Origin of the sequence: Cohnella sp. GCM10020058, from assembly GCF_042683485.1 — a bacterium.
GTDB lineage: Bacteria > Bacillota > Bacilli > Paenibacillales > Paenibacillaceae > Cohnella.
This window is the reverse complement of the sequence record NZ_JBHUJV010000002.1, coordinates 380,981-402,098: the sequence shown is the minus strand read 5'-3', so window position 1 is coordinate 402,098 and position 21,118 is coordinate 380,981. Positions and strand designations below refer to the sequence as shown.

The 21,118-nt window shown below is 58.4% G+C and carries 12 protein-coding genes; all 12 read left to right on the top strand.

Going from position 1 to position 21,118, the window contains the following annotated elements; all coding sequences use genetic code 11:
• The first annotated feature begins 575 nt into the window (after positions 1-575).
• The 12 genes from ACFSR7_RS04825 to ACFSR7_RS04770 all read left to right on the top strand — a co-directional run bounded on the left by ACFSR7_RS04825 (position 576) and on the right by ACFSR7_RS04770 (position 20,979).
• A complete protein-coding gene (locus ACFSR7_RS04825; protein WP_378159404.1) occupies positions 576-8,150 on the top strand; it encodes an S-layer homology domain-containing protein in 7,575 nt (2,524 codons plus the stop codon).
• A 161-nt stretch (positions 8,151-8,311) separates the two neighbouring features.
• Positions 8,312-9,529 carry a HupE/UreJ family protein gene (locus ACFSR7_RS04820; protein WP_378159403.1) on the top strand — a complete coding sequence of 406 codons (1,218 nt, stop codon included), beginning with the start codon at positions 8,312-8,314 and terminating at the stop codon, positions 9,527-9,529.
• A gap of 30 nt (positions 9,530-9,559) precedes the next feature.
• A complete protein-coding gene (locus ACFSR7_RS04815; RefSeq protein ID WP_378159402.1) occupies positions 9,560-10,690 on the top strand; it encodes a permease in 1,131 nt (376 codons plus the stop codon).
• A 17-nt stretch (positions 10,691-10,707) separates the two neighbouring features.
• Positions 10,708-11,625 carry a TIGR03943 family putative permease subunit gene (locus ACFSR7_RS04810; protein WP_378159579.1) on the top strand — a complete coding sequence of 306 codons (918 nt, stop codon included), beginning with the start codon at positions 10,708-10,710 and terminating at the stop codon, positions 11,623-11,625.
• Positions 11,626-11,661: 36 nt separating this feature from the next.
• Positions 11,662-12,600 carry a cupredoxin domain-containing protein gene (locus ACFSR7_RS04805; RefSeq protein ID WP_378159401.1) on the top strand — a complete coding sequence of 313 codons (939 nt, stop codon included), beginning with the start codon at positions 11,662-11,664 and terminating at the stop codon, positions 12,598-12,600.
• Positions 12,601-12,655: 55 nt separating this feature from the next.
• Positions 12,656-13,606 (top strand): DNA-binding transcriptional repressor DeoR, encoded by a 951-nt coding sequence (locus tag ACFSR7_RS04800; protein WP_378159400.1) that lies wholly within the window; start codon positions 12,656-12,658, stop codon positions 13,604-13,606.
• A 20-nt stretch (positions 13,607-13,626) separates the two neighbouring features.
• Complete coding sequence (gene deoC / locus ACFSR7_RS04795; protein ID WP_378159399.1) at positions 13,627-14,328, top strand: deoxyribose-phosphate aldolase; 702 nt, start codon at positions 13,627-13,629, stop codon at positions 14,326-14,328.
• 201 nt (positions 14,329-14,529) lie between these two features.
• Positions 14,530-15,564, top strand: coding sequence for an Rpn family recombination-promoting nuclease/putative transposase (locus tag ACFSR7_RS04790; protein ID WP_378159398.1), 1,035 nt, complete (start codon positions 14,530-14,532; stop codon positions 15,562-15,564).
• Positions 15,565-15,957: 393 nt separating this feature from the next.
• Positions 15,958-17,766 (top strand): sensor histidine kinase, encoded by a 1,809-nt coding sequence (locus ACFSR7_RS04785; protein ID WP_378159397.1) that lies wholly within the window; start codon positions 15,958-15,960, stop codon positions 17,764-17,766.
• Positions 17,767-17,779: 13 nt separating this feature from the next.
• Positions 17,780-19,096: a response regulator gene (locus ACFSR7_RS04780; RefSeq protein WP_378159396.1), complete on the top strand. Its 1,317-nt coding sequence runs from the start codon at positions 17,780-17,782 to the stop codon at positions 19,094-19,096.
• Between the two features lie 93 nt (positions 19,097-19,189).
• Positions 19,190-20,113, top strand: coding sequence for a carbohydrate ABC transporter permease (locus tag ACFSR7_RS04775; RefSeq protein ID WP_378159395.1), 924 nt, complete (start codon positions 19,190-19,192; stop codon positions 20,111-20,113).
• A complete protein-coding gene (locus ACFSR7_RS04770; protein ID WP_378159394.1) occupies positions 20,110-20,979 on the top strand; it encodes a carbohydrate ABC transporter permease in 870 nt (289 codons plus the stop codon). Before ACFSR7_RS04775 ends, ACFSR7_RS04770 begins: the two co-directional genes overlap by 4 nt.
• The last annotated feature ends 139 nt before the right edge of the window (positions 20,980-21,118 follow it).

The window sequence follows — 21,118 nt, the reverse complement described above, 5'->3', positions numbered from 1 at the left end:
CGCGACTCCAGTTTCGATTATCCGCCAAACTGCTGAAATTGGCGTGCCTGCTCGACCCGGCGTGAATGACCGACCTTATGCTTGCCAACCGCAACTTCATTGGAAAATATTAGGTAGGGGCTTCGCCATTCCTTTTATAGAAATGCACGCCCTCAAACCATTTGTAAACTCTATGTAAATTATAATGACGTATAATGATAAATTTCGCCCTGTTTTGCCGTTCTCTTATTTACAAGTGAGAGGTATATAAACTATATTGAAGAAAGGAACACATATGTAACATTTGGTTTTTTACATTTGTTCACGCCTTGGCTTCTTTACTTAAGCATCTGATCAGCGATGGTGGCTGGTCGCTGAAAGGGGCGCTGCGATGACCGCAACTTATCGTAAATAAAACCGTTACCCGATGGCTTTTGGCGAGGCGCTCGGATAACGGTTCGTCGACCCGCACTTGGACAGGGTTTATTTCCTGTTGCGCGCAAAGTCTTTTTTAATTTACCGGATAAAGGAATTTATTTCAAGTTGATCCCCGCGAATGAAGTCGCAATTAATCGTAATTTTTCAGGAGGTCTCCCATGACCAATCGCATCAGATATACGAAAAAGTGGCCGGCAGCCGCGATGGCCTTTATCATGCTGTTCTCGCTGCTGGTTCAAATGGTCGGCGTTCAGCCGGCCGCGGCCGCTAGCCCAACTACGATCGCAAGCTGGGATTTCGATGGTTCTTCCCCGTTGGCGACGGGCGGTACTCCGGCAAATGCAGGAATCGCCAAGATGGATGTTGGTGGCGGACCTTCCAGCACCTTAAGTTATGTGACGGGGGTTGCCGGAAAAGCGATCAGTACGACCAACTGGCAAGCCGGAACCGGCTATTGGACCACGATCATCGATACTGACGATTACTCGAATATCGTGTTGTCATGGAAGCAATACGGTTCGAATACCGGCCCCAAAGAATTCAAGCTGCAGTACAGCACGAACGGCATCGATTACACGGACGTGAACGGAGCAGCCGTCTCTCTTGCTCCTGGCGCGTGGTCCAGCCTTTCGAATATTACGCTGCCTGCCGATGCCTCTAACCAAAGCAAGTTGTACCTTAAATGGCTGAATACATCGACCGTAGCAATCAGCAGTGCCAGTGCTGTTGCAAGCAGCGGCACGAATCGGCTCGACGACATCGTCGTCTCCGGCACCCCGATCTCGGGCGGCGGCGAAACGCCGGTCGAAACGACGGCCGCGCCTATTGCCGGCAAGCTCTCGCTCGCTGAAGATCTGCAGACACTCTCGGGCGCAGCGGGCGCTGTGTCCGTGAATGCTTCGGTATACGTATACGCCGACGCTACGACGCTGATCGACCGGGCGGTGGCCGACGGCAGCGGTGCGTTCAGCATGACGGTGAACAATCCGTCGGGGAAGACGTCGCTGCTCGTATCCGCCGTAGAAGCAGGCAAAGCAGAGAGCGCTAAGGTTAGCGTTTCTGCTCCTGTTACGACCACTCCCGTTTCCTCCAAGATTACTTATAAGGATTACAAGACCGTGACGGGACTTCCGGGTGCCGTATCCGCAGGCGCCGCCGTCTACGCGCTGCTGGCAGACGGCACGACGCCGGTCGGTGAAACGACAGCCGCTTCGGACGGTTCCTTCGGGCTGACGTTCTCGCCCGTACTTACCGCGGAGAAGCTGACGATCGTAGCCAAGTCAGCGGGCAAGCTCATCAGCGCATCCGTTACAGTCAACCGCACCAGCTCGACTTCGACCATGGTTAACGCCGGCGATGTCGTGTTCAGCCAGGTAATGGTGAACGGCGGCGCAGCGGGCATTTTCAAAAACCGTTTCTTCGAGCTATATAACCGTACGGACAGCGACATCGACCTCTCCGGTTGGGTCGTAGCTTATTCCTCTTCCGGCACCTCGAGCTTCTCGGCTACCAGCAATCAGATGCCGATCGGCGGCGTGATCAAGGCGCACAGCTACTTCCTCGTGATGGGATCGCCTTTGACCAGCGCGACTTCGACGGCACCGGCACTGCCGGTCGCCGCAGACTCCGACACGACGGCAGGGTCGACGCTCAACACTTCCGGCGCAAGCTCCGCAGGCACGGGCGGCATCATCGGCCTGATCCAGAAAAGCGGCGTCGCGGTCTCGAGCCCGACGGACGCCAACCTGGTCGACCTGCTCGCGTATGCCAACGCGGATACGGTCTTCGCGGGCAAGACGATGTTCTGGGGCGCGCCGTTTATCGCCACGGATATCGCGGGCGGCGTCATTATCCGCAAGACGGCGGCATGCACGGACCCGCGCGCGGCGTTCGGCACCGCAGGCGTCTGCTACACCAAGGACGCTTCCAAAGACTTCACGACCTGGGTGCCCAAGGCGGCGGCCAATCCGGCCGAGATTGTCGTCAAGAACAGCGCCTACAAAGGCCAACCCGCAGCCGATAAAATCGTCTTCAACGGCACGACCGGGCTGACGGGTGCAGCAGGCGCGGCAGTAGCCGGCTCCACAGTTCGCGCGTATACGTTAAGCGGCGGCGTGCTGTCGTCCGCGGGCAGCGCCACTGCCGGCCCGGACGGCGCTTTCAGCCTGTCCGTCACGAATCCGGGCGGCGAGAAAAGCGTGTATGTTACGCATTCTTATGCCGGCAACGAAAGCGTCTATACGCGGGTCAACGCCGCGGGCTACACGCCTGAGCCGCTGACGATCGCCGACGCGAAGATCGTCGACAGCCGCGGCCTTCCGGTGCATACAGGCGAGCATGCCGAGCTGACGGGCGTCGTCACGGTCGGCAACGGCGTGCTCGGCACCTCTCCGACGCATTATTACATCCAGGACGAGACGGGCGCAGTAAATATAATCGCCGCAGCCGCTCCCGCCGCACCGGTCGCGCTCGGCACGAAGGTCAAGGTAACCGGCACGATCGCGTTCGCCGGAGGCGCGACGAAGCTGCTGGCCGACAGTGCCGCAGAGCTCGGCGCCGACGTTCTCCCGGCGCCGGTCGCCGTCGACGCGGCGAAAATTAATGCCGCCACGACGGCCGAGCCGCTTGAAGGCAAGCTCGTCTCGTTTAAAGGCAAAGTCACGAACATCCCGACCTCGGATTCCGACGTCAGCCTGACCGTGGCGGATGCGGCGGGCAATACGGCGGTCGTACAGCTTCTCAAGTCGACGGGCATTTCCGCGGCTGCCGCCGTCACGCTGAACGAGACCTTCACGTTCACGGGCATTTTGGCACAATCGGATCTGGTCTCGCCGTACGACAGCGGCTATAAGGTGCTGCCTCGTTCCGCAAGTGACATCAAGGGCGAGCTGCAGCTGGCGTATACGCCACCCGCCAAGCTTTACACGGGGATGGACTTGTCCTTCGAAGCGAAGGCCAAGTTCGCCGATTCCGTCACGCTCTTCTACAAGGGAGCGGCGGGAGACGCTTATACGTCCATATCCCTGACGTCGGCCGACCAACTGAGCTACAACGGCAAGATCGCGCAAGCGAACGTGCCACAGTCGGGCAAGCTGTACTTCTACGTCAAGGCGGTATCCGGCGCCGACAGCGTCACTTCCGGATCTGCGGCAGAGCCTTACGTCGTCGATATCGTCGAGGACCTCGACGGACCTGCGGTCACAAACCTGAAGCCGGCCGAAGGCGATAGGATCGAGACCCAGCATCCCGTTATCTCGGCTACGCTCTCCGATCCGAACGGCATCGCGACCGGTACCGTCAGCCTGAAGATCGATGGAACGAATTTTACGTCTTCGGCGGTCGTTAATCCCGGCAGCGTCGAGCTGACGCTGACTTCGGCACAGGACCTGGCGATCGGCGATCACGAGGTCGCGATCGCGGTCAAGGACAATCTCGGCAATGCCTCGGTAAAAAAGTGGACCTTCACCATCGAGGCGCGGTTCACCGGCGGCAATCATTATTACGGCACGACGCACAACCATACGAATATTTCCCATGATGCCGCGGGCACGCCGCAGCAGGCACTGGACGATGCCAAGTATTACGGCTACGACTGGTTCGCCTTTTCCGACCACTCGCACGACATCGACGCTTCGATCCGCGGCACGGACGCGGATACGGCCTCGCACGGCGGCATGCCGGAGCGCAAGGGCGGCTCCGACTGGGCGCTGACGAAGCAGATCTCGGCGGATAACACGAAAGACGGAGAATTCGTCGTTTTCCCGGCGTTCGAGATGACCTCAACGACTTGGGGGCATTCCAACGTATTCGGAACGGAGAACTTCATCGACCGGATACAGGACGGCGGCAAGTATCAGAATCTGAACCAATATTATGCTTGGGTGCTGACCTACGACGACGTGGTCGCGCAGTTCAACCATGCGAACGCGCCGACGGGCGCATTCAACAGCTTCCTGCCATACGACAAAAAAGTGGACAAGCTGTTCACGATGTTCGAAGTGGGCAACGGTTCGGGCAAGTACTCCTACACGAACATGGAGGACATCTACTTCAGTGCGCTCGACAAGGGCTGGCATATCGCGCCGACCTACGGCGAGGACAATCATGATGCGACCTGGGGCAAAACCAAGCGGCGTACGGTTATCGTCGCGAAGGACCTATCGATGGACTCGCTTATGGACGCCATGAAAAAAATGCGCGTGTACATGACGGAGGATCCGAACGCCAAGCTGGACGCATCCGCAAACGGCTGGTATATGGGATCGACCGTAGACAGCAAGACGCTGTCGTTCAACATCTCGGGCAGCGACGACGTGTGGGAAGACAAATCGGACCCGCATTACGCTTACCTGCCGGCGGCGACGAACGACAATGTCGCCAAGGTCGACTTGATTACCAACGGCGGCACCATCGCCGAGACCTACAAGCCGTCTTCGGCCTCGACTTCGTTCAACTGGAAGCCGACCGTGACGGTGGCGGGCGGGCAGCAATGGTTCATCGTGCGGGTAACGCAGGCCGATGGCGATCAGATTTACTCGGCGCCGTTCTGGTCCGAAGAAGTGCCGGTCGCCGTCAAGGTGAGCAGCGTAGAAGCGGCTGACGGCGCGATCGTCGGCGGCAATGCGGCCACGCTGAACGCGATCCTCAGCAATCAGGGCACGGAGGACGTCTCGGGGATTACGGCAACGTTCTACGTGGACAAGCAGGATGCCGAGCATCTCATCGGCACGGCTTCGATCGAGGCGCTCGCGAGCAGCCAGTCCGCGACGGCAAGCGTCGTCTGGGCAACGCCGCCGGTCGGCGAGCACAAGCTGATCGTCACGCTGAAGACGGCGGATCAGGAGCTGAGCACCTACGAGAAAGCCTTGTCCATCAAGGCGCCGCTCGGGAAAACCATTCTGATCGACGCTTCCAAAAACAATGAAAATACGACGAAGGATACGGGCACGTACAAGGACAACTTGAAATCCTTCACCAAACAAATGAGGCTGGAAGGCTATACCGTCGTTGAAAATGGGAACGCGATTACGAGCGCGGCGCTCGGCGGCGTCTCGATTCTCTACATCTCGCATCCGTCTTCAGCCTACGGATCGTCGGAGATCGACGCGATCAAAGCGTTCGTCGCAGCCGGCGGCTCGCTCTGGCTCGCGGATAAGAGTAATTTCAGCGGCTCAAACCAGAACCTGAACCCGCTCCTGTCGGCGGTCGGCTCGTCGATCCTGATCAACAACGACGGCATCGCGGACGAAACTGCGTACGGCAACTTCTGGGGCACGCCGCTGACCTCCAACTATTCCGTGCGGCTGCATCCGTCGCCTGTCGCAAGCTACGTGACAGACTTCGTATCGACGCTGGAGTATTATAGCGGCTCGAGCTTGGCCAGAAATGACGGCGCAGGCAACAAGGTTCCGCTTGCGAACAGCGATACCGTCACGATTTTGGCGAGAGGCAACGACTCGACGTTCCAAATCTCGTCGCAGATGAAAGCCGATACGGCGACTTACAACGTGTCGACCTCGCCGGCACCGGCGAATCTGACCGGCGGCGCCGTCATCCCGGCAATCGCGAGCGAGCAGCTGGGGGCCGGACGGGTCATCGTTTCGGGCATGAACGTATTTAACGACAAGCAGATGGACGAGAGCTATAACGATAAAGGCAACAACGAGCTCGCCATGAACGCGATGAACTGGCTTGCTCACCGCGATACGGTCGTCACTTCGATCGGCGATGCGCGCAAGCTTGCCGAAGGCTCGGAAGTGGTCGTCCAAGGGACCGTAACCAGCGCGGCCGGCGTATTCTTCGACGCCTTCTATCTGGAGGACGCGACCGGCGGCATCATGGCGTTTAATGAGGTGCCGGAAAATGCGCTGAAGCTTGGAGACGTCGTTCGTGTATACGGTCACGTCAAAGTGTTCGAGAACAACTTCGAACTCGAATTTGACGGCTTTGACAAGAGCGTCGTCAAGGTGAGCGCAGGCGCGCCGAAGGAGCCGACCCAGGTGTCGACGGCAGCTTCAGTGTCTTCGGATAACCAGGGACGATTGGTAAAAGTGACAGGTGCGGTAACGGAAATTCCGGACAATACCTCTTATGTCATCGACGACGGATCGGGACCGGTGCTCGTGTTCGCGGACGGTTACATCATCAATCAAAGCGGACCGATCCCGGTTCTGCAAATCGGCGATCGGCTGGAAGCGGTCGGTGTGTCCGGCGGCTACTCCGGCGGCTTGCGGATTCGCGTGAGGAATACGACGGAGCTTAAAAAGGTAGACGCGACGGCGGCGGAGATTGCAGCCGGCATCGCGAGCATCGCTGCACCTGAAAAGGATGCGACGCAGCTTGTACTGCCGACGGTGCCAAGCGGCTACATGATCGCAATCAAGAGCAGCGACTCCACGGTGATAGGCACGGACGGCAAGATCGTGCCGCCAACTGCCGAAACGACGGTGAAGCTGATCCTGACGGTCACGCGTACATCGGATGCGACGACTGGCGACACGGCTGCAATCCTTGTGGTCGTGCCGGCGAAGACGGAAACCTCGTCGACGCCTCCGCCATCGACATCCACTCCGCCGCCGTCGTCATCGACGCCGACACCGTCGCCAACGCCGACACCGACGCCAGCCGGTACGGCAACGATTTCGAAAGACAGCATCAAGCTGGACAGCGGCCGGGCAAGCGTGGAACTGGCTGCCGGAACGACCGATGTTAAGCTGAACGCCGACGCACTGGCGGCGATCGGGGATCGCGCGCTTGTGCTTAACAAAGGCAGCTTGTCGGTACAGCTGCCGTCCGTCTTGCTGACGCAGCTCCTGGCCCAACTGCCGGCCGGCGCGCGCGCGGATGCGAGCATTGAGCTGCAAATGACTCCGGTCAGCGCATCCGATACGGAAGCGGCGATCGGGAAGAACGCTCAAAACGGCAGAAGCACGATCAGGCTAGCGGGAGAAGTGTACGAATTCAGCTTAAAAGCAAACGGTTCTGACGGCACGACGACCGCGATGAGCCAATTCAGTACGCCGATCACGCTGAGCCTGGCAGCGAATGCCGCCACGGATCCGGATTTGACGGGCGTATATTATATCGGCGACGACGGTAAGCTTGCGTACGTCGGGGGGACGCTCGAGAACGGCGTATGGACCGTCAATGTCCGCCACTTCAGCAAATACGCGGTGCTGGAGGTCAAGCGTTCGTTCGCCGACGTGACCGCTACGTTCTGGGCGTCCCGCGCGATCGCTTCGCTCGCGGCCAAGCAGATCGTCTCCGGCGTGACGGATACGAAGTTCGAACCGGGCCGCACCGTCACCCGGGCCGAGTTCACCAAGCTGCTCGTCGAGACGCTCGGGCTGACGGACCAAGGCGCGATTTCCTTCAAGGACGTCGCTTCGAATGCCTGGTACGCCCAATATGTCGCGATCGCAGCGAAAGCGGGTCTCGTATCCGGCAAAAGCGCGGACATCTTTGACCCGAACGGACGCATCACACGCGAAGAAATGGCCGTGATGCTCGTGAAGGCATACAAGACGCTCCACGCAAATGCAGCAACATCTGGCGTTGCCGCGGCCGTATTCTCCGACGGCGGCAGCATCGCCGTCTGGGCAAAGGCCGATGTCGATACGGCGAACGCGCTCGGATTGCTCAAGGGACGGGCAGCGGGCACGTTCGCGCCGAAAGGCACGGCAACGCGCGCAGAAGCCGCACAAGCGATCTTTAATCTGATTGAAATGAAATAAAGCAAATGCGCTTCGGGACCGGATGCCACTCCGAGGAGTGGCGTCCTGCTCCGGGCCGTACGAACTTCGAACAATAGGTTCATGGAGGAACGCGGCGCTATGAACCTATTTTTGGACGTTGGTAGGACGCACGATGAACCGACGCCGAGGAGGCCCAACAGATGAGCAAACGAAGAGCAGGCCGGAGAAGCGCCTGGATTGCCGCGATCGCTTTATTCGCGATGCTGCCGTTCGGCGGCGCAGCCTCCGCGCATGCCTACAGCGCGGGCTATTCGACGCTGACGATCGCGAAGTCGGAGATTCGATTGGAGTATGCCATCGACGAGCTGTCCGTGATCGAGTGGGCGGGCGGAGACGCGAATGACGACAAGATGCTCGATCAGGCGGAATTCGAAGCGGTGAAGGATTCCTTTGCGGCCATATTGGAGAAGCATCTCACGCTCAAGACCGGCGGCACCGAGCTGCCGTGGTCGAGCATTGAAAATTATCGGCTCGAGCGGAAGGGGGACGCGTCCGACGTCATCCTGGATCTCGTATACCCCGCGCTGTCCGAAGACGGCACGATCTCGCTGTCGGACAAGCTGTACGTCGACGACCAGAAAACCAATTACGTCGACCTGCTGACGGTCAACTACGGATCGAACCAAAGTACGGCGGCGCTGTCGGGCAAGGACCGCGCCTGGTCGCTGCGAATGACGGACGAGGAGTATGCGTCGCTCCCCTCGGATCTGCAACAGCAGACAACGCAGAGCCCCGAACAGGCGGATTCGGATGCGGCCGCTAATGACCCGGCGCCGGAGGAAGACGCGGCAGCGCATGGCACGGGCAGCGTTACATCGGGCTGGTTCAGCTTTTTCAAACTGGGCATGAATCATATTTTAGGCGGATACGATCATCTCCTCTTCCTATTCTCGCTTATCATTGCCCGGCAAACCTTTAAGCAGTATGCGGCCATGATCACGGCCTTCACCGTTGCGCATAGCATTACGCTCACGCTGACGGTGCTCGGATGGATCTCCGTGCCGGGCAGCATCGTTGAGCCGCTGATCGCGCTCAGCATCTGCTATGTGGCCGTCGACAATATGCTCCGCGCCAACGTGCGCTACCGCTGGGTGCTGACTTTTCTTTTCGGCTTGGTTCACGGCATGGGATTTGCGGACATTCTCGTCGAAATGAATCTGCCGCGAGCCAGCCTGGGCGTCGATCTGGCAAGCTTCAATATCGGCATCGAAGCGGTGCAGCTGGGCCTGATCGCCGTCTGTTTGCCGCTGCTGTACGCGCTGCATCGGTATAGACACGAAAAAAGAATCGTTTACGCGGCGTCCAGTCTGGCGCTGCTGCTCGGCGGCATCTGGCTGTTTGAGCGTACTTTCGGTTGATCGGCGAATCGCGATAGAAGGGGAACGAACATGAATGTAACGACAGCAGCAGAACGCAAACCAACGCCTCTCCGCTCCAATCGTAACGCCTTGCTGGGACTTGCTTGCATCGCGCTGCTTTACCTGTTCACGGCCGAAACGAGCGAGCGACAGATGCTTCATGAGAAGCTCCAGCTTTTCAAAACGCTGTTCGTCGGCATTTTGCTCGAGGCGCTGCCGTTTATATTGATCGGCGTGCTGATCGCCGCGCTGCTGCACGTGTTTGTGACAGACGAGATGATCCGCAGGGTCATCCCTAGAAATCCGCTGCTCGGCATCTTGACCGCAACCGTGCTTGGCATCGTGTTTCCGATCTGTGAGTGTGGTATGGTGCCCGCGATCCGTAATCTGATGCGCAAAGGCATGCCCGCATATGTCGCTTCGACCTTCATCCTGGTCGGACCGATCATGAATCCGATCGTGTTCTGGTCGACGCTGATGGCGTTTAGAACCTATCCCGAGATCGCGTATGCCCGGATGGGTCTGGCGTTTGTAGTCGCGCTCGTCGTCGGCCTGATCGTCTACCGCGGCTATAAGGCCGATCCGCTGCGAGAGCGGGCGCCTTCCGTCGGGCAAACGCAGGCACGCGGCCATACGCATCATGGACATGAGCATCACGGCAACGAGCATCACGTCCATGAACATCACGGCCATTCGCATCACGAACACGAACATCGCGCTCACGGCTTGCGTTCCCTCCGAACGCGGTTGGCAGGACGGACGAAGGACGTCATGGGACATGCCGCCAACGAGTTTTTCGATATGGGCAAATACTTGCTGATCGGCGCCGCGCTGGTCGGGCTGCTGCAAGCCTTCGTGTCCAACGCGACGCTCGTGCGGCTGGGCCAGGGGGATCTGGGCTCCCACCTGCTCATGATGGCCCTCGGCTTTGCGTTGTCGCTCTGTTCGACCTCCGACGCGTTCGTCGCTCAGTCGTTTTCCGCTTCTTTTTCCGCCGGATCGCTCGTGGCCTTCATGGTCTTCGGTCCGATGATGAACCTGAAGGGGCTGATTATGATGCTGGCGGTCTTTAAAGCCCGCTTCGTCGTTCTGATCGCAAGCTGCGTCACCGTTCTTGTGCTGCTTGGTTCGATTCTGCTCCCCTATGCGGGCTTGAAGTGAGGCGTTATTCCGTGAAAATGAAACAAAATGCCGAAGCGCTGCACCATCTGGCGAGAGGAGCGATCGTGACGGGCTTGGCTCTGCTCGTGATTCGATTGTCTCAGACGGGCGACATTCTGTTGTACATCGCCCCGCATCTGGCCGTCTACGCGCAAATCGCGGCGGTCGGTCTGCTCGCGCTGGGCGTTTACCAGTTTTATTTTGCCGTACGTTCGATGCGCGGACATTCGCCTGCTTGTGCCTGCGGCCACGATCATGAAGGGCATTCGCATCCGATGCCGGCGGGGCCGATGCGGATCACCGGCTTATACGGCTTGTTCGTTTTGCCGCTGGCGTTGTGTCTGGCGATGCCGAGCTCCGCGTTCGCGGGCACGATCGCGGACAGCAAAGGCATGAATCTGGGCGTCGGAACGACGACGGCCTTCAACAACGGCAAAGAAGACGCGGAACTGATCGAGCTCGAGGGAGACGAGAGCCCGGAGCTGCGCGCGTTGTTCCGTTCGAGAGCGTATGACCGCGACTTCGCGAAGCTCGGCATGCTGCTCTATCAGCAGGAGACCATCGAGATGAAGGACGATTGGTTCCTCGAAAAGCTGGAGACGATCAATAAATTTCTCGATCCGTTCCAGGGCAAATCCATCGAAATTACCGGCTTCGTTTATCGCCAGGAAGGACTTGCGGAAGGCCTTTTTATCGTAGGCCGAATGGCCATGACGCACTGCATCGCCGATATCGCGCCGTACGGCATGATCGTCGAGGCGCCCCAGGCGTCAAGCTTTAAGGACGACCAATGGGTCACCGTGAGGGGGACGATCGGCCGACAGAGCCTGGGAGACCGCGAAGTGATGAAGGTGGTTGCGGATTCCGTCACGGAGGCGAAGCCCGCTTCGATCCCTTACGTTTATCCCGACCGAGACTTTGCGTCCAAACTGTGAGCATGACAGAATCGCATGACTTCATGAGGTGAACGAATGATCTTATATATAGGAAGCTACTTGTTCGTCGTGCTATCTTCCGCATGGGTGATCCGATCCTCCCGTAACGGCAAAAAGCTGGCCTGTTCGACGGCTGCGCTAGCCGGCGCGGTCGCGGGATGCCTCGCCATATTGGCGCTGGACTATTCGCTGCAGAGCGCGTCGGCTGCCTCGCTGCTGGCTGCCGCAGTACTGGGGGCGGCAGCGTACCGCCGCGGCGCTTCGTGGGAGGCGGCGATCACGGCGTTGGTTGCCGTCATTTTTGCGGAAGCGGGAATGGCGCTCGGTTACAGGCTCTACGTATCGACAGGCCTCGTATTCGCTGCGGATCTGGCTTACGTCGCGCTGCTCTATGCGATGCAGCGCCTGTCGGAAAGGGGCCGCGGGCAAGCGGAAGCGTCAGCCGATGGTAAGCCGGCATCTGGTCGCCAGCCGGCGGCAAGCCGCCAGCCGATGTCCGGCAGAAAGCCGGCGCCCGCCGTAAACGCCCCTTCCCGTCGCGCCGACCGCCGGCGAATACCGGCGCTCGCCGCGCTGACGCTGCTCGTCGCCATCGGCGCGGCTCTGCTGGTCCGCCTGGATCCCGCCGAGGCGGGGCGAATCGGCCAAGCCGATCGCGCGGAAGCCGTGTACGACGAAGCGAACGATCTTCAGACGGCGGTCGTGGAATTAAATGCCGCCGGCTTTAATCCGCGTCAAATCGATTTTCGGCCGAACGTCATGATTAAGCTCGTCGTGTCGGTAAGCGACGGCGTCGCGGCATCCGGTCTCTTTTTTGAGTGCGATGCGCTTGACTTGCGGGCTGCTTTGCATAAGGGAGACAACGTTTTCCTTCTGAAAAACCCGAAGCCGGGCACCTTCGAATTCAATGCCGGAAGTCATGCGGGAACGTTTTCTGTAGGGTCCGGAGCGGACGAGCCTGGCATTGACGGTTGAACTGAAGGCCGGGAATGGATTATGATGGTTCCAAATCCCGGACGGAGTGTTGCGCATGAACCCAGAGACAGGCGGCGACCGACTGGCCCGCATGATCGACACGGCGAAGATGTATTATGAGTTGAATTACAGCCAGCAGGAAATCGCCGAGCGGCTCGGCATCTCGCGGCCGACCGTGTCCCGCTTTTTGCAGCAGGCGAAGGACGAGGGCTACGTCCGTATCCAGATCGTCGACCCGCGCGAGAGCAACGATTCGCTGGCGGTAGGTCTGGAGCGCAAGTTCAAGCTGCGCAAAGCGGTCATCGTGCCCGTGCCTCAATACGAGGATAATATCGTTAAAAAGTACATCGGCGAAGCGGCCGCCGCGTACTTGCACGAAACGCTGGAGGACGGCGACACGATCGGCGTCACCTGGGGCACGACGCTCTATGAGGTCGCTTGTCGGCTGCGGGACCGGCAGCTTAAGGATGTTCGGGTCGTGCAGCTTAACGGCGGCGTCAGCCATTCGGAGACGAACACGTATGCTTACGAGATCGTCCAGCTGTTCGGCAAGGCTTTTCACACGGTGCCGTATTTTATCCATCTGCCCGCCATCGTCGACCATGCGATCGTACGCCACACGATCGAGGCGGACCGGCACATCGGCCGCATCCTGGCGCTGGGCAAGCAAGCGAATATCGCCGTCATCACCGTAGGGGCGCCGACCGACGACTCGGTGCTGATCAAGGCGAATTACTTTTCAGGGAACGATCTGGCCGTAATCAGGGAACGGGGGGCCGGGGACCTGTGTTCCCGTTATATCGATCGCGAAGGCTATCTCTGCTCGGAGGAGTTGAACCAGCGGACGATCGGGATCGAGCTCGAGGATCTGAGGCACAAGGAGCGCTCGGTGCTCGTCGCGGGCGGACGCAAAAAAGCGGAGGGCATTTACGGCGCTTTGCGAGGGGAATATGCCAACGTGCTGATTACGGATCAATATACGGCCCAATACTTGTTGGAGAGATAATAGGAAGGAGATGGACTGACATGACGACGAACCGGACAAGCTGGACGAACCCATCCTCCGATTCGCTAGCCGCCTATATCGACCATACCGCGCTCAAGCCAGAAACGAGCCGTGACGATATCGTTCGACTGTGCGAGGAAGCGAAGCAGCACCTGTTCGCGACCGTCTGCGTGAACCCCTATTGGGTAAAGACAGCAGCGGGTCTGCTGGCCGGATCCGGCGTAGGGATTACGACGGTTATCGGCTTTCCGCTGGGGGCGACCAGCACGTTTGCGAAGGTCGCGGAAGCCCGGGACGCGATCGCCGCAGGTGCGACCGAGATCGACATGGTGCTCAATGTCGGTGCGCTGAAGTCCGGACTTTACGAAGAGGTCGAACGGGACGTCGCACGCGTAGCAGAGGCTTGCGAAGGCGCGGCGACGCTTAAGGTTATTCTTGAGACAGGCCTGCTGACCGATGAAGAAAAGGTAAAGGCATGCGAGCTGTGCGTCGCCGCCGGCGCGGACTTCGTCAAGACGTCGACGGGCTTCGGCCCGGGCGGCGCGACGGCGGACGATATCGCCCTGATGCGGCGTACCGTAGGGCCTAATATCGGCGTCAAAGCGTCCGGCGGCGTTCGCGATGCCGAGACGGCGCGTGCGATGATCGTGGCCGGCGCCACGCGCATCGGCGCAAGCGCGAGCGTCGCGATCGTATCCGGCGGCACGGGCGAAGGATACTGAGATTGAGGCTGGCGGGTAGGCTTCGATCCGCCGAGCATTAGGATGGGACACGGAATCACCGCCTTTCGGCGGATGAATTCCGTGTTTTTTGTTTCCTTTTTTTCTCCTGAATGGCAATCTTAAATAAGAACACCAGTTCTATTTCTGGAAGGATTGCTTCATCCGTGTGTTCGATTTAAGTCGGAAAAGGGGATGGACGGAATGCGGCAAACGGTTATACTGAGAGAAGACAAGGAAATTTATTCGCCTCGGACTTATGTAGATTTAAAGGCGGATTTTGCGTTTAAGCGCATGTTCGGACAGCCGGACGGCGAAGCTGTGTTGGTTGCCTTTCTGAATGCTCTTCTGGGCGTGGCGAATACGGAGACGAAAATTACATCGGCGAGCATTTTGAACACGGATCTGGAGCGGGAGCACGAAGGGGATAAAAAGGCTGTGCTTGATCTTTTGGCGCGGACGGATCGGGGCGACTTAACCCACGTCGAGATACAAGTAACGGGCAGTCCGCATCTGGCTAGGCGGCAGCTCTATTACTGGAGCCGGATCTATGCTAAGCAGATGGAAAAAGGAAGGCCATATTCGGATTTGCGCCGCACAATATCCATTCTTATTTCGAATGTGGACGTGCTTCCTCAGACCGAGCGATATCACAGCGTGTTCGGACTTTACGAAAAACAGGAGCATTTCCCGCTCACCGACGTAATCGAGCTGCACGTCATCGAACTGCAGAAGCTGCTTCGACGGGCTGCGAAAAGCGAAGCGGATCCGTGGACCGAACCGGAGATACGATGGCTGCTGCTGCTTGGTGCAGTGCAGGGCGGGGAAGTTCAATCGAAGCTGATGGAAAAATTGGAGGCGATCGCGATGGGCGGGGATTTGGAACTGCTGGAGGCGTTCGGGCGATGGGAGGACATGAGCCGCGACCCGAAGGTATGGGCCAAGTACGAGATGTGGCACAAGGCGATGATGGATGACGCAGCCTATAAGGCGGAGATGGAGCTGTTATCGGCAAAGACGGCGAGTCTGACGGCTGAAGCCGAGAGCCTGAAATCGGAAACTGAGAGCCTGAAATCGGAAACTGAGAGCCTGAAATCGGAAGCTGAGAACCTGAAATCGGAAAATACACAAATGCATGCCAGGTTGCTCGAAACGGGCCGTACGCTGCTGCTTAACGGCATGGATGCAGCGGAGGTTGCGCGCTTGACAGGCTTGTCGCCGGACGAGCTGGAAGCATAATTCGTCACGATCTTTTGTCATAGGGTCATTCGACAGGCTGCTTAGGCAGCCTTTTTGCTGCGCTGCGTGGCGGCTATTTTTCTGTTTCAATCACTGCGTACCCGTTGCCATGACTGTCATTTGCCCGCATCCGACGAGAATAGCGGCTCCTCTGTCCACTCGCAACCCAGTAGAGGGATACGTACCTGTTAGCGTAATATTCGGTCCGCTGGTAACCTCGCCCCTAAGCCATAGACGTCCAGCCAAGCCACCATATACAATGGCATCAGGCCATCTGCATGTGCGTTATTACGCAAATCGTGCGACGTCCCACGGAGTTCTCGCAAACGCATACACGGGGACGAGGCCGATCCCCCATACTGGAGGAGCCGACAAACGATTGGAGGTTCCGCATTGAAGCTTCATCTGACGAATCCGCTGACGAGAATGAAGGTCAAGCAGCAGCTGATCCTGCTGTTTCTGCTGCTGGTCAGTCCCGTATTCGCGCTCAACTGGTACGCTAATGCGAGGGCCGAAGACATTCTCAAGCAGCATGTGACGAGCGCGTACGCAGAGCTGAACAAGCAGAATCTCGCGCTCATGAACCGCGACATGGACACGGTCAGCCGCGTGATGACGACGCTGATTCAGCATTCGCTCATTCAATCGCTGAACCCGATGAGCAGCGAGACCACTGACCGGGTGCGGCAATATGCCGACGCCGATAAGCTGCTTTCTTCCTATTCGATGGGGATGAATGGCGGCGAGGCCGTCTATTACTACTTATATGCCTACGATCCGAGCAACCGGTACGAATTCGCGCCGACGCCTTCCTCCAAGTTCAAGGCAGTGGGTGGCGTATACTTTTATAACGATAAGCAGAAGCCCGAATGGATTGACGAGATTCTGAGCAAGCGGGGCAAAGGCTATCTTCGCATCATGAATGATCTGGGTTCTTCCTCCAGGCCGGATACGCTCGCTTACGTGCGTGCCGTGTACAGTACGAGCCAGGGCAATCAGGTCGTAGGCGTGCTGGTCGCCACGAACATCAACCGCAAGCTGGTCGAGTCGATGCGGACGGTCTCGCTGCCTGACAAAGGCGAGATTTACTTAACCGACTACGAAGACAGAGTGCTGGCTTCTTCGGCCGGCCCCATCGGGGACCGGCTCGCGTTGCCCGCCGAGCTGCGAGCCGGGGATGACGTCGAAGGGCAGTCCAATGTCATTACGGACGGCTATATTTACGTGCAGAGCTATCAGTACCTCACCCAGCAGAAGCTCATCTACAAGATTCCGACCCGCTCGCTGCTCCAGCAGCAGAACGAGCTGAAGTTCGTCATCCAGCTGATCTCTATCGTCTACTTCGTCTTTTGCATCGTGGTCATGGCGTATTTCTGGCGCTCTCTCCTGACTCCGCTGCAGCGGCTCGCCGTATTTACGCGGTCGTACGTGCCGGGCAAAAAGGTACCGGAGCAGGCGGCCATCGACCGCAACGACGAGGTGGGCGTGCTCATGCACTCGGTTTACGGGATGGCAGGAAGGCTCAACTCGCTCATCGAGGACCGTTACCTGATGGAGATTAAGCAGAAGGAGGCGCAGCTGCAGCTGCTGTACCAGCAGATCAATCCGCACTTGCTGTACAATACGCTCGAGAGCATTTACTGGAAAAGCACGCTGGAGGGGCAATCCGAGTCCGGGGAGATGATCAAGGAGCTGGCCCAATTGATGCGGATCGGGCTGAGCCGCGGACGCGACCTGATCACGCTCGAGGAGGAGCTGGCGCACGCGAAGGCCTACACGAGCCTGCAGCAGAAACGCTACGAGTACGGCTTTTCCGTATCGTGGGATATTGACGAGCGGACGCTGATCAATCCGATTCCGAAAATCGTTATTCAGCCGCTGATCGAGAACGCGATTCTCCATGGGGTGCGTTATATGGGCGAGGACGGAGAGATCGTAATTAGCGCCAGATTGTCCACGGACGGCATAGAGAGCAACGTCGAGATCATCGTCGAGGACAATGGCTACAAGGAAACCGACTACGAAGCGATCGGACGTATGCTCGAAGACGAGAACGGGAGCGAGGTGGCGGGCTACGGTATCCGAAACGTGCAGCAGCGCATTCGCTTGCAGTTCGGCGCCGACTACGGCTTGACTTACGAGCCCCGCAAGGGCGGGGGGACGGTCGCGCGCATCGTGCTGCCGGTCAAGCATGAACCATAAAGGGGGATCCATGATGTACAACATATTGATCGTCGACGACGAACCGCTCATCTGCAAAGGTCTCTGCAACCTGCTGCAATCGTCGGGATTGAACATTAAGGAAATTTTTACGGCTGGCAGCGGTCACGAGGCGCTCGATTATTTGCGGATGGAAGATATCGATCTTCTGATTACGGACATTCAGATGGGCGCGATGAACGGCATCGAGCTCATGCACCAGGCGAAGATCATCAAGCCTTGGGTGCAGGCGATCGTCATTTCCGCGCACGAGACGTTTCAGTACGCGCAGCTCGCGATCAAGCTGGGCGCCAAGGATTATATCATCAAGCCGATCAAAAGCGAGCAGTTCCTCGATTCCGTGCGCGAGGTGCTGCTTCATATGGATAAGCCGGTGCCGACGGAGAACGATCTGCTGTCCCAGCTGCGCGAGCATTTCCGCATGGAGACGCCGGGGCAGCCGCGAACGGATCGCCTGAACGCCGTCTTGTCCGGCGCCGCCGAAGTGCCCGAAGAAGCGGAGCTCGGACAGCTAGGGCTCTTGGGTCCCTACTTCGCCGTCGTCAAGGTCAATCTCGATCCCGATCGCGAACGATCCGGGAGCCGTTACGGCGATGGAGACGAAGCGCTGCTTCAATACGCCGCGCTCAACATCGTCAGTGAGCTGCTGGGCAAGGACTGGCGCTACGACGCCTTTTATACCCCGGGATTAGAAGTATCCGTACTTCTCCAGTGGGACGACGAGAGCTTCGGCGACTCCAGCGTCGACAAGATCAACCAGCTCGAGCTGATCGGCCGCAGCCTGCACCACAACATTTCCAAGTATCTGAACCTGCCCTGCGTCGTCGGCATCAGCCAGATTCTCAAGGGAGCGGCCTTCCTGCCCGCGCTCGGCGAGCAAGCCCGCAAGGCGATCTTGTGGAACCGCGAGCACAAGGACCATCATGTGTTTTACTACGGAGACTTCAAGTGGAGCCTGTTCGGCAAGGAACCGACCGAGGAAGAGTGGACCGAGCAGAACAATCAGATCGTGGAAAAAGCGATGGCCTACATCCAGCAAAATTTTGCGCAAAAAGGCTTGACGCTTCATGAGGTGGCGCAGCGGAATCACGTCAGTCCGAACTATTTAAGCTATCTTTTCAAGAAAAACACCGGCTTTAACCTGTGGGAGTACGTCATCAAGCTCCGCATGGAGGAGAGCAAGCGACTGCTGCAGCAGACCGACCTGCGCCGCTACGAGATCGCCGAGCGGGTAGGCTACGAATCGCCGGAACATTTTAGCAAAATATTCAAGAAATACTACGGAATCTCGCCGAGCGAGCTGAAGAAGTAAGATCACTCACGATCCGAATAGATACGCACATATTCAGCGGGAGACCCTTTTTCTACAATAAGGAGGAGGCACACAAAGAAAGAGGGAGACCGTATGAATCAGACAACCGCCGTAGCCAGACCGCTTGGCGCGGAAGCGACCAAGCCGCGGGGCCGATGGAGGAAGCACTTCTGGGGCTATGCCTTCGTGCTGCCGGCCGTCGCGATTTTCCTGCTGTTCCTGTGGCTGCCGATCGTCAAGGGGATCGTGTTCAGCTTCTACCACATCGACTTCGTAAAGGGCAATTCCTACGTCGGACTCGACAATTACAAGCTGATCTTCAAGGACCCGGACGTCGGGACCGCCGTGAAGAACACCTTGTATTATATGTTTTTGTGTATCGTTATCGGCTTTTGGGTGCCGATCCTGTTCGCCATCTCGATCTCCGAGCTGCGCCGTTTCCAGGGGTTTGCGCGCATCGCGGCATATCTGCCTTATGTCGTGCCGGTTGTCGTGCTCTACGGCCTGTGGCGCTGGCTGTACGATCCGGTTGGCCCGTTCAACGCGGCGCTCGAGAAAGTCGGCATCGAACCGATCAGCTTCATGACCGACAAGAGCTGGTCGATGATCTCGATCGTCATCATGGAGACGTGGCAGCAATTCGGATCCGCGATGCTCATCTACCTCGCCGCCATCCTCAGCATTCCCCGCGACTGGTACGAGGCCGCCGAGATCGACGGTGCCGGCGTCTGGCGCCGAATATGGCATATCACGCTGCCGGCGATCCGCAATCAGATCGGCCTGCTGCTCCTCCTGCAGCTGATCGGCACCTCCCAGGGCTACCAGTCCCAGCTCGCCATGCTGGACGGCGGCCCGAACAACGCCACGCTGACCTATGCGCTCTACATCGTCAAGTATGCGTTCAACAGCTTTAATTACGGCGTCGCTTCCGCGCTTGGGGTACTGATGTTCCTCGTCCTCGGCGTGCTGGCCGTCATCCAGCACCGGCTGTCCGCCAGAGGAGGGAATGCGGCATGAAAAACGCAGAACGCGGCATCGTCTCCAGCTACGACATGAAAAAACCGCTGAACAGGACGGTATACATTCTGATGTGCATCGTCGTCGCCGTCATGTGCGTCAGCATGCTGTACCCGATCGCGACGGCTTTGTTTAACGGACTCAAGGCGAACGTCGAGGTCAACTCCTTTCCGCCGCACTTCCTGCCGCAGGAATGGCATTTCGATAATTACAAAAAGGGCTGGAGTTTTATCGACCTCCCGCTGTATCTGAGAAATACGATGCTCATCTTCGTCGGCAACATGGTCGTCACCGTCGTCGTCATCGGGTTCGCGGCGTTCAGCCTGTCGCGGCTGGATTGGCCGTACCGCAAGGCCGTCTACTATTTCTTCCTGGCGACGCTATTCATCCCGCCGACGACGTACATCATCCCGAATTTCATCAACCTGCGCGATTTGCATCTGATGAACACGTTTTGGGCGTTCTGGCTGCCGGCCGGGGCGAATGCGTTTTACCTGCTGCTGCTCAAAAGCTTTTTCGACGGCATCAACCAGGAGCTGTTCGAGGCGTTCCGCGTCGACGGCGCATCCGAGCCGCGCGTTTTCTGGCAGCTCGCCTTCCCGCTGTCCGTGCCGATTTTCGCGACGCTGGCCATTTTCGTCTTCGCCACGTCCTGGAACGACTGGTTCTGGCCAAGCATGGTTATGGGCGGAGAGCATTACCCGCTCGCGACCGCGATCAAGAAGTTCGTCATCGATGCGCGGCGGCTTGATCTCAACATCCGGTTCGCCATCCTGACGATGATCATGATCCCGCCGATCGTTATCTTCCTGGTATTTCAGCGCTTTATCGTGCGTGGCCTGCATCTGGGCGGAGTCAAGGGGTGACGAAGGGGCAGGGTGCGTTTTGTCGGAAAGTGTGCGGTTCTACGAACCTGGAATGTGCGATATTACGCACCTCGCCGGATCGTAAACCTGCACACGATCGAAGTAGGATTGCACATCGCCCTGCTGCAAACGCCTCCAT

Excerpts from the sequence above, each read along its gene's own strand:
- ACFSR7_RS04825 (WP_378159404.1), top strand. The coding sequence starts at position 576 with ATGACCAATCGCATCAGATATACGAAAAAGTGGCCGGCAGCCGCGATG.
- ACFSR7_RS04820 (WP_378159403.1), top strand. The coding sequence starts at position 8,312 with ATGAGCAAACGAAGAGCAGGCCGGAGAAGCGCCTGGATTGCCGCGATC.
- ACFSR7_RS04815 (WP_378159402.1), top strand. The coding sequence starts at position 9,560 with ATGAATGTAACGACAGCAGCAGAACGCAAACCAACGCCTCTCCGCTCC.
- ACFSR7_RS04810 (WP_378159579.1), top strand. The coding sequence starts at position 10,708 with ATGAAACAAAATGCCGAAGCGCTGCACCATCTGGCGAGAGGAGCGATC.
- ACFSR7_RS04805 (WP_378159401.1), top strand. The coding sequence starts at position 11,662 with ATGATCTTATATATAGGAAGCTACTTGTTCGTCGTGCTATCTTCCGCA.
- ACFSR7_RS04800 (WP_378159400.1), top strand. The coding sequence starts at position 12,656 with ATGAACCCAGAGACAGGCGGCGACCGACTGGCCCGCATGATCGACACG.
- deoC (WP_378159399.1), top strand. The coding sequence starts at position 13,627 with ATGACGACGAACCGGACAAGCTGGACGAACCCATCCTCCGATTCGCTA.
- ACFSR7_RS04790 (WP_378159398.1), top strand. The coding sequence starts at position 14,530 with ATGCGGCAAACGGTTATACTGAGAGAAGACAAGGAAATTTATTCGCCT.
- ACFSR7_RS04780 (WP_378159396.1), top strand. The coding sequence starts at position 17,780 with ATGTACAACATATTGATCGTCGACGACGAACCGCTCATCTGCAAAGGT.
- ACFSR7_RS04775 (WP_378159395.1), top strand. The coding sequence starts at position 19,190 with ATGAATCAGACAACCGCCGTAGCCAGACCGCTTGGCGCGGAAGCGACC.
- ACFSR7_RS04770 (WP_378159394.1), top strand. The coding sequence starts at position 20,110 with ATGAAAAACGCAGAACGCGGCATCGTCTCCAGCTACGACATGAAAAAA.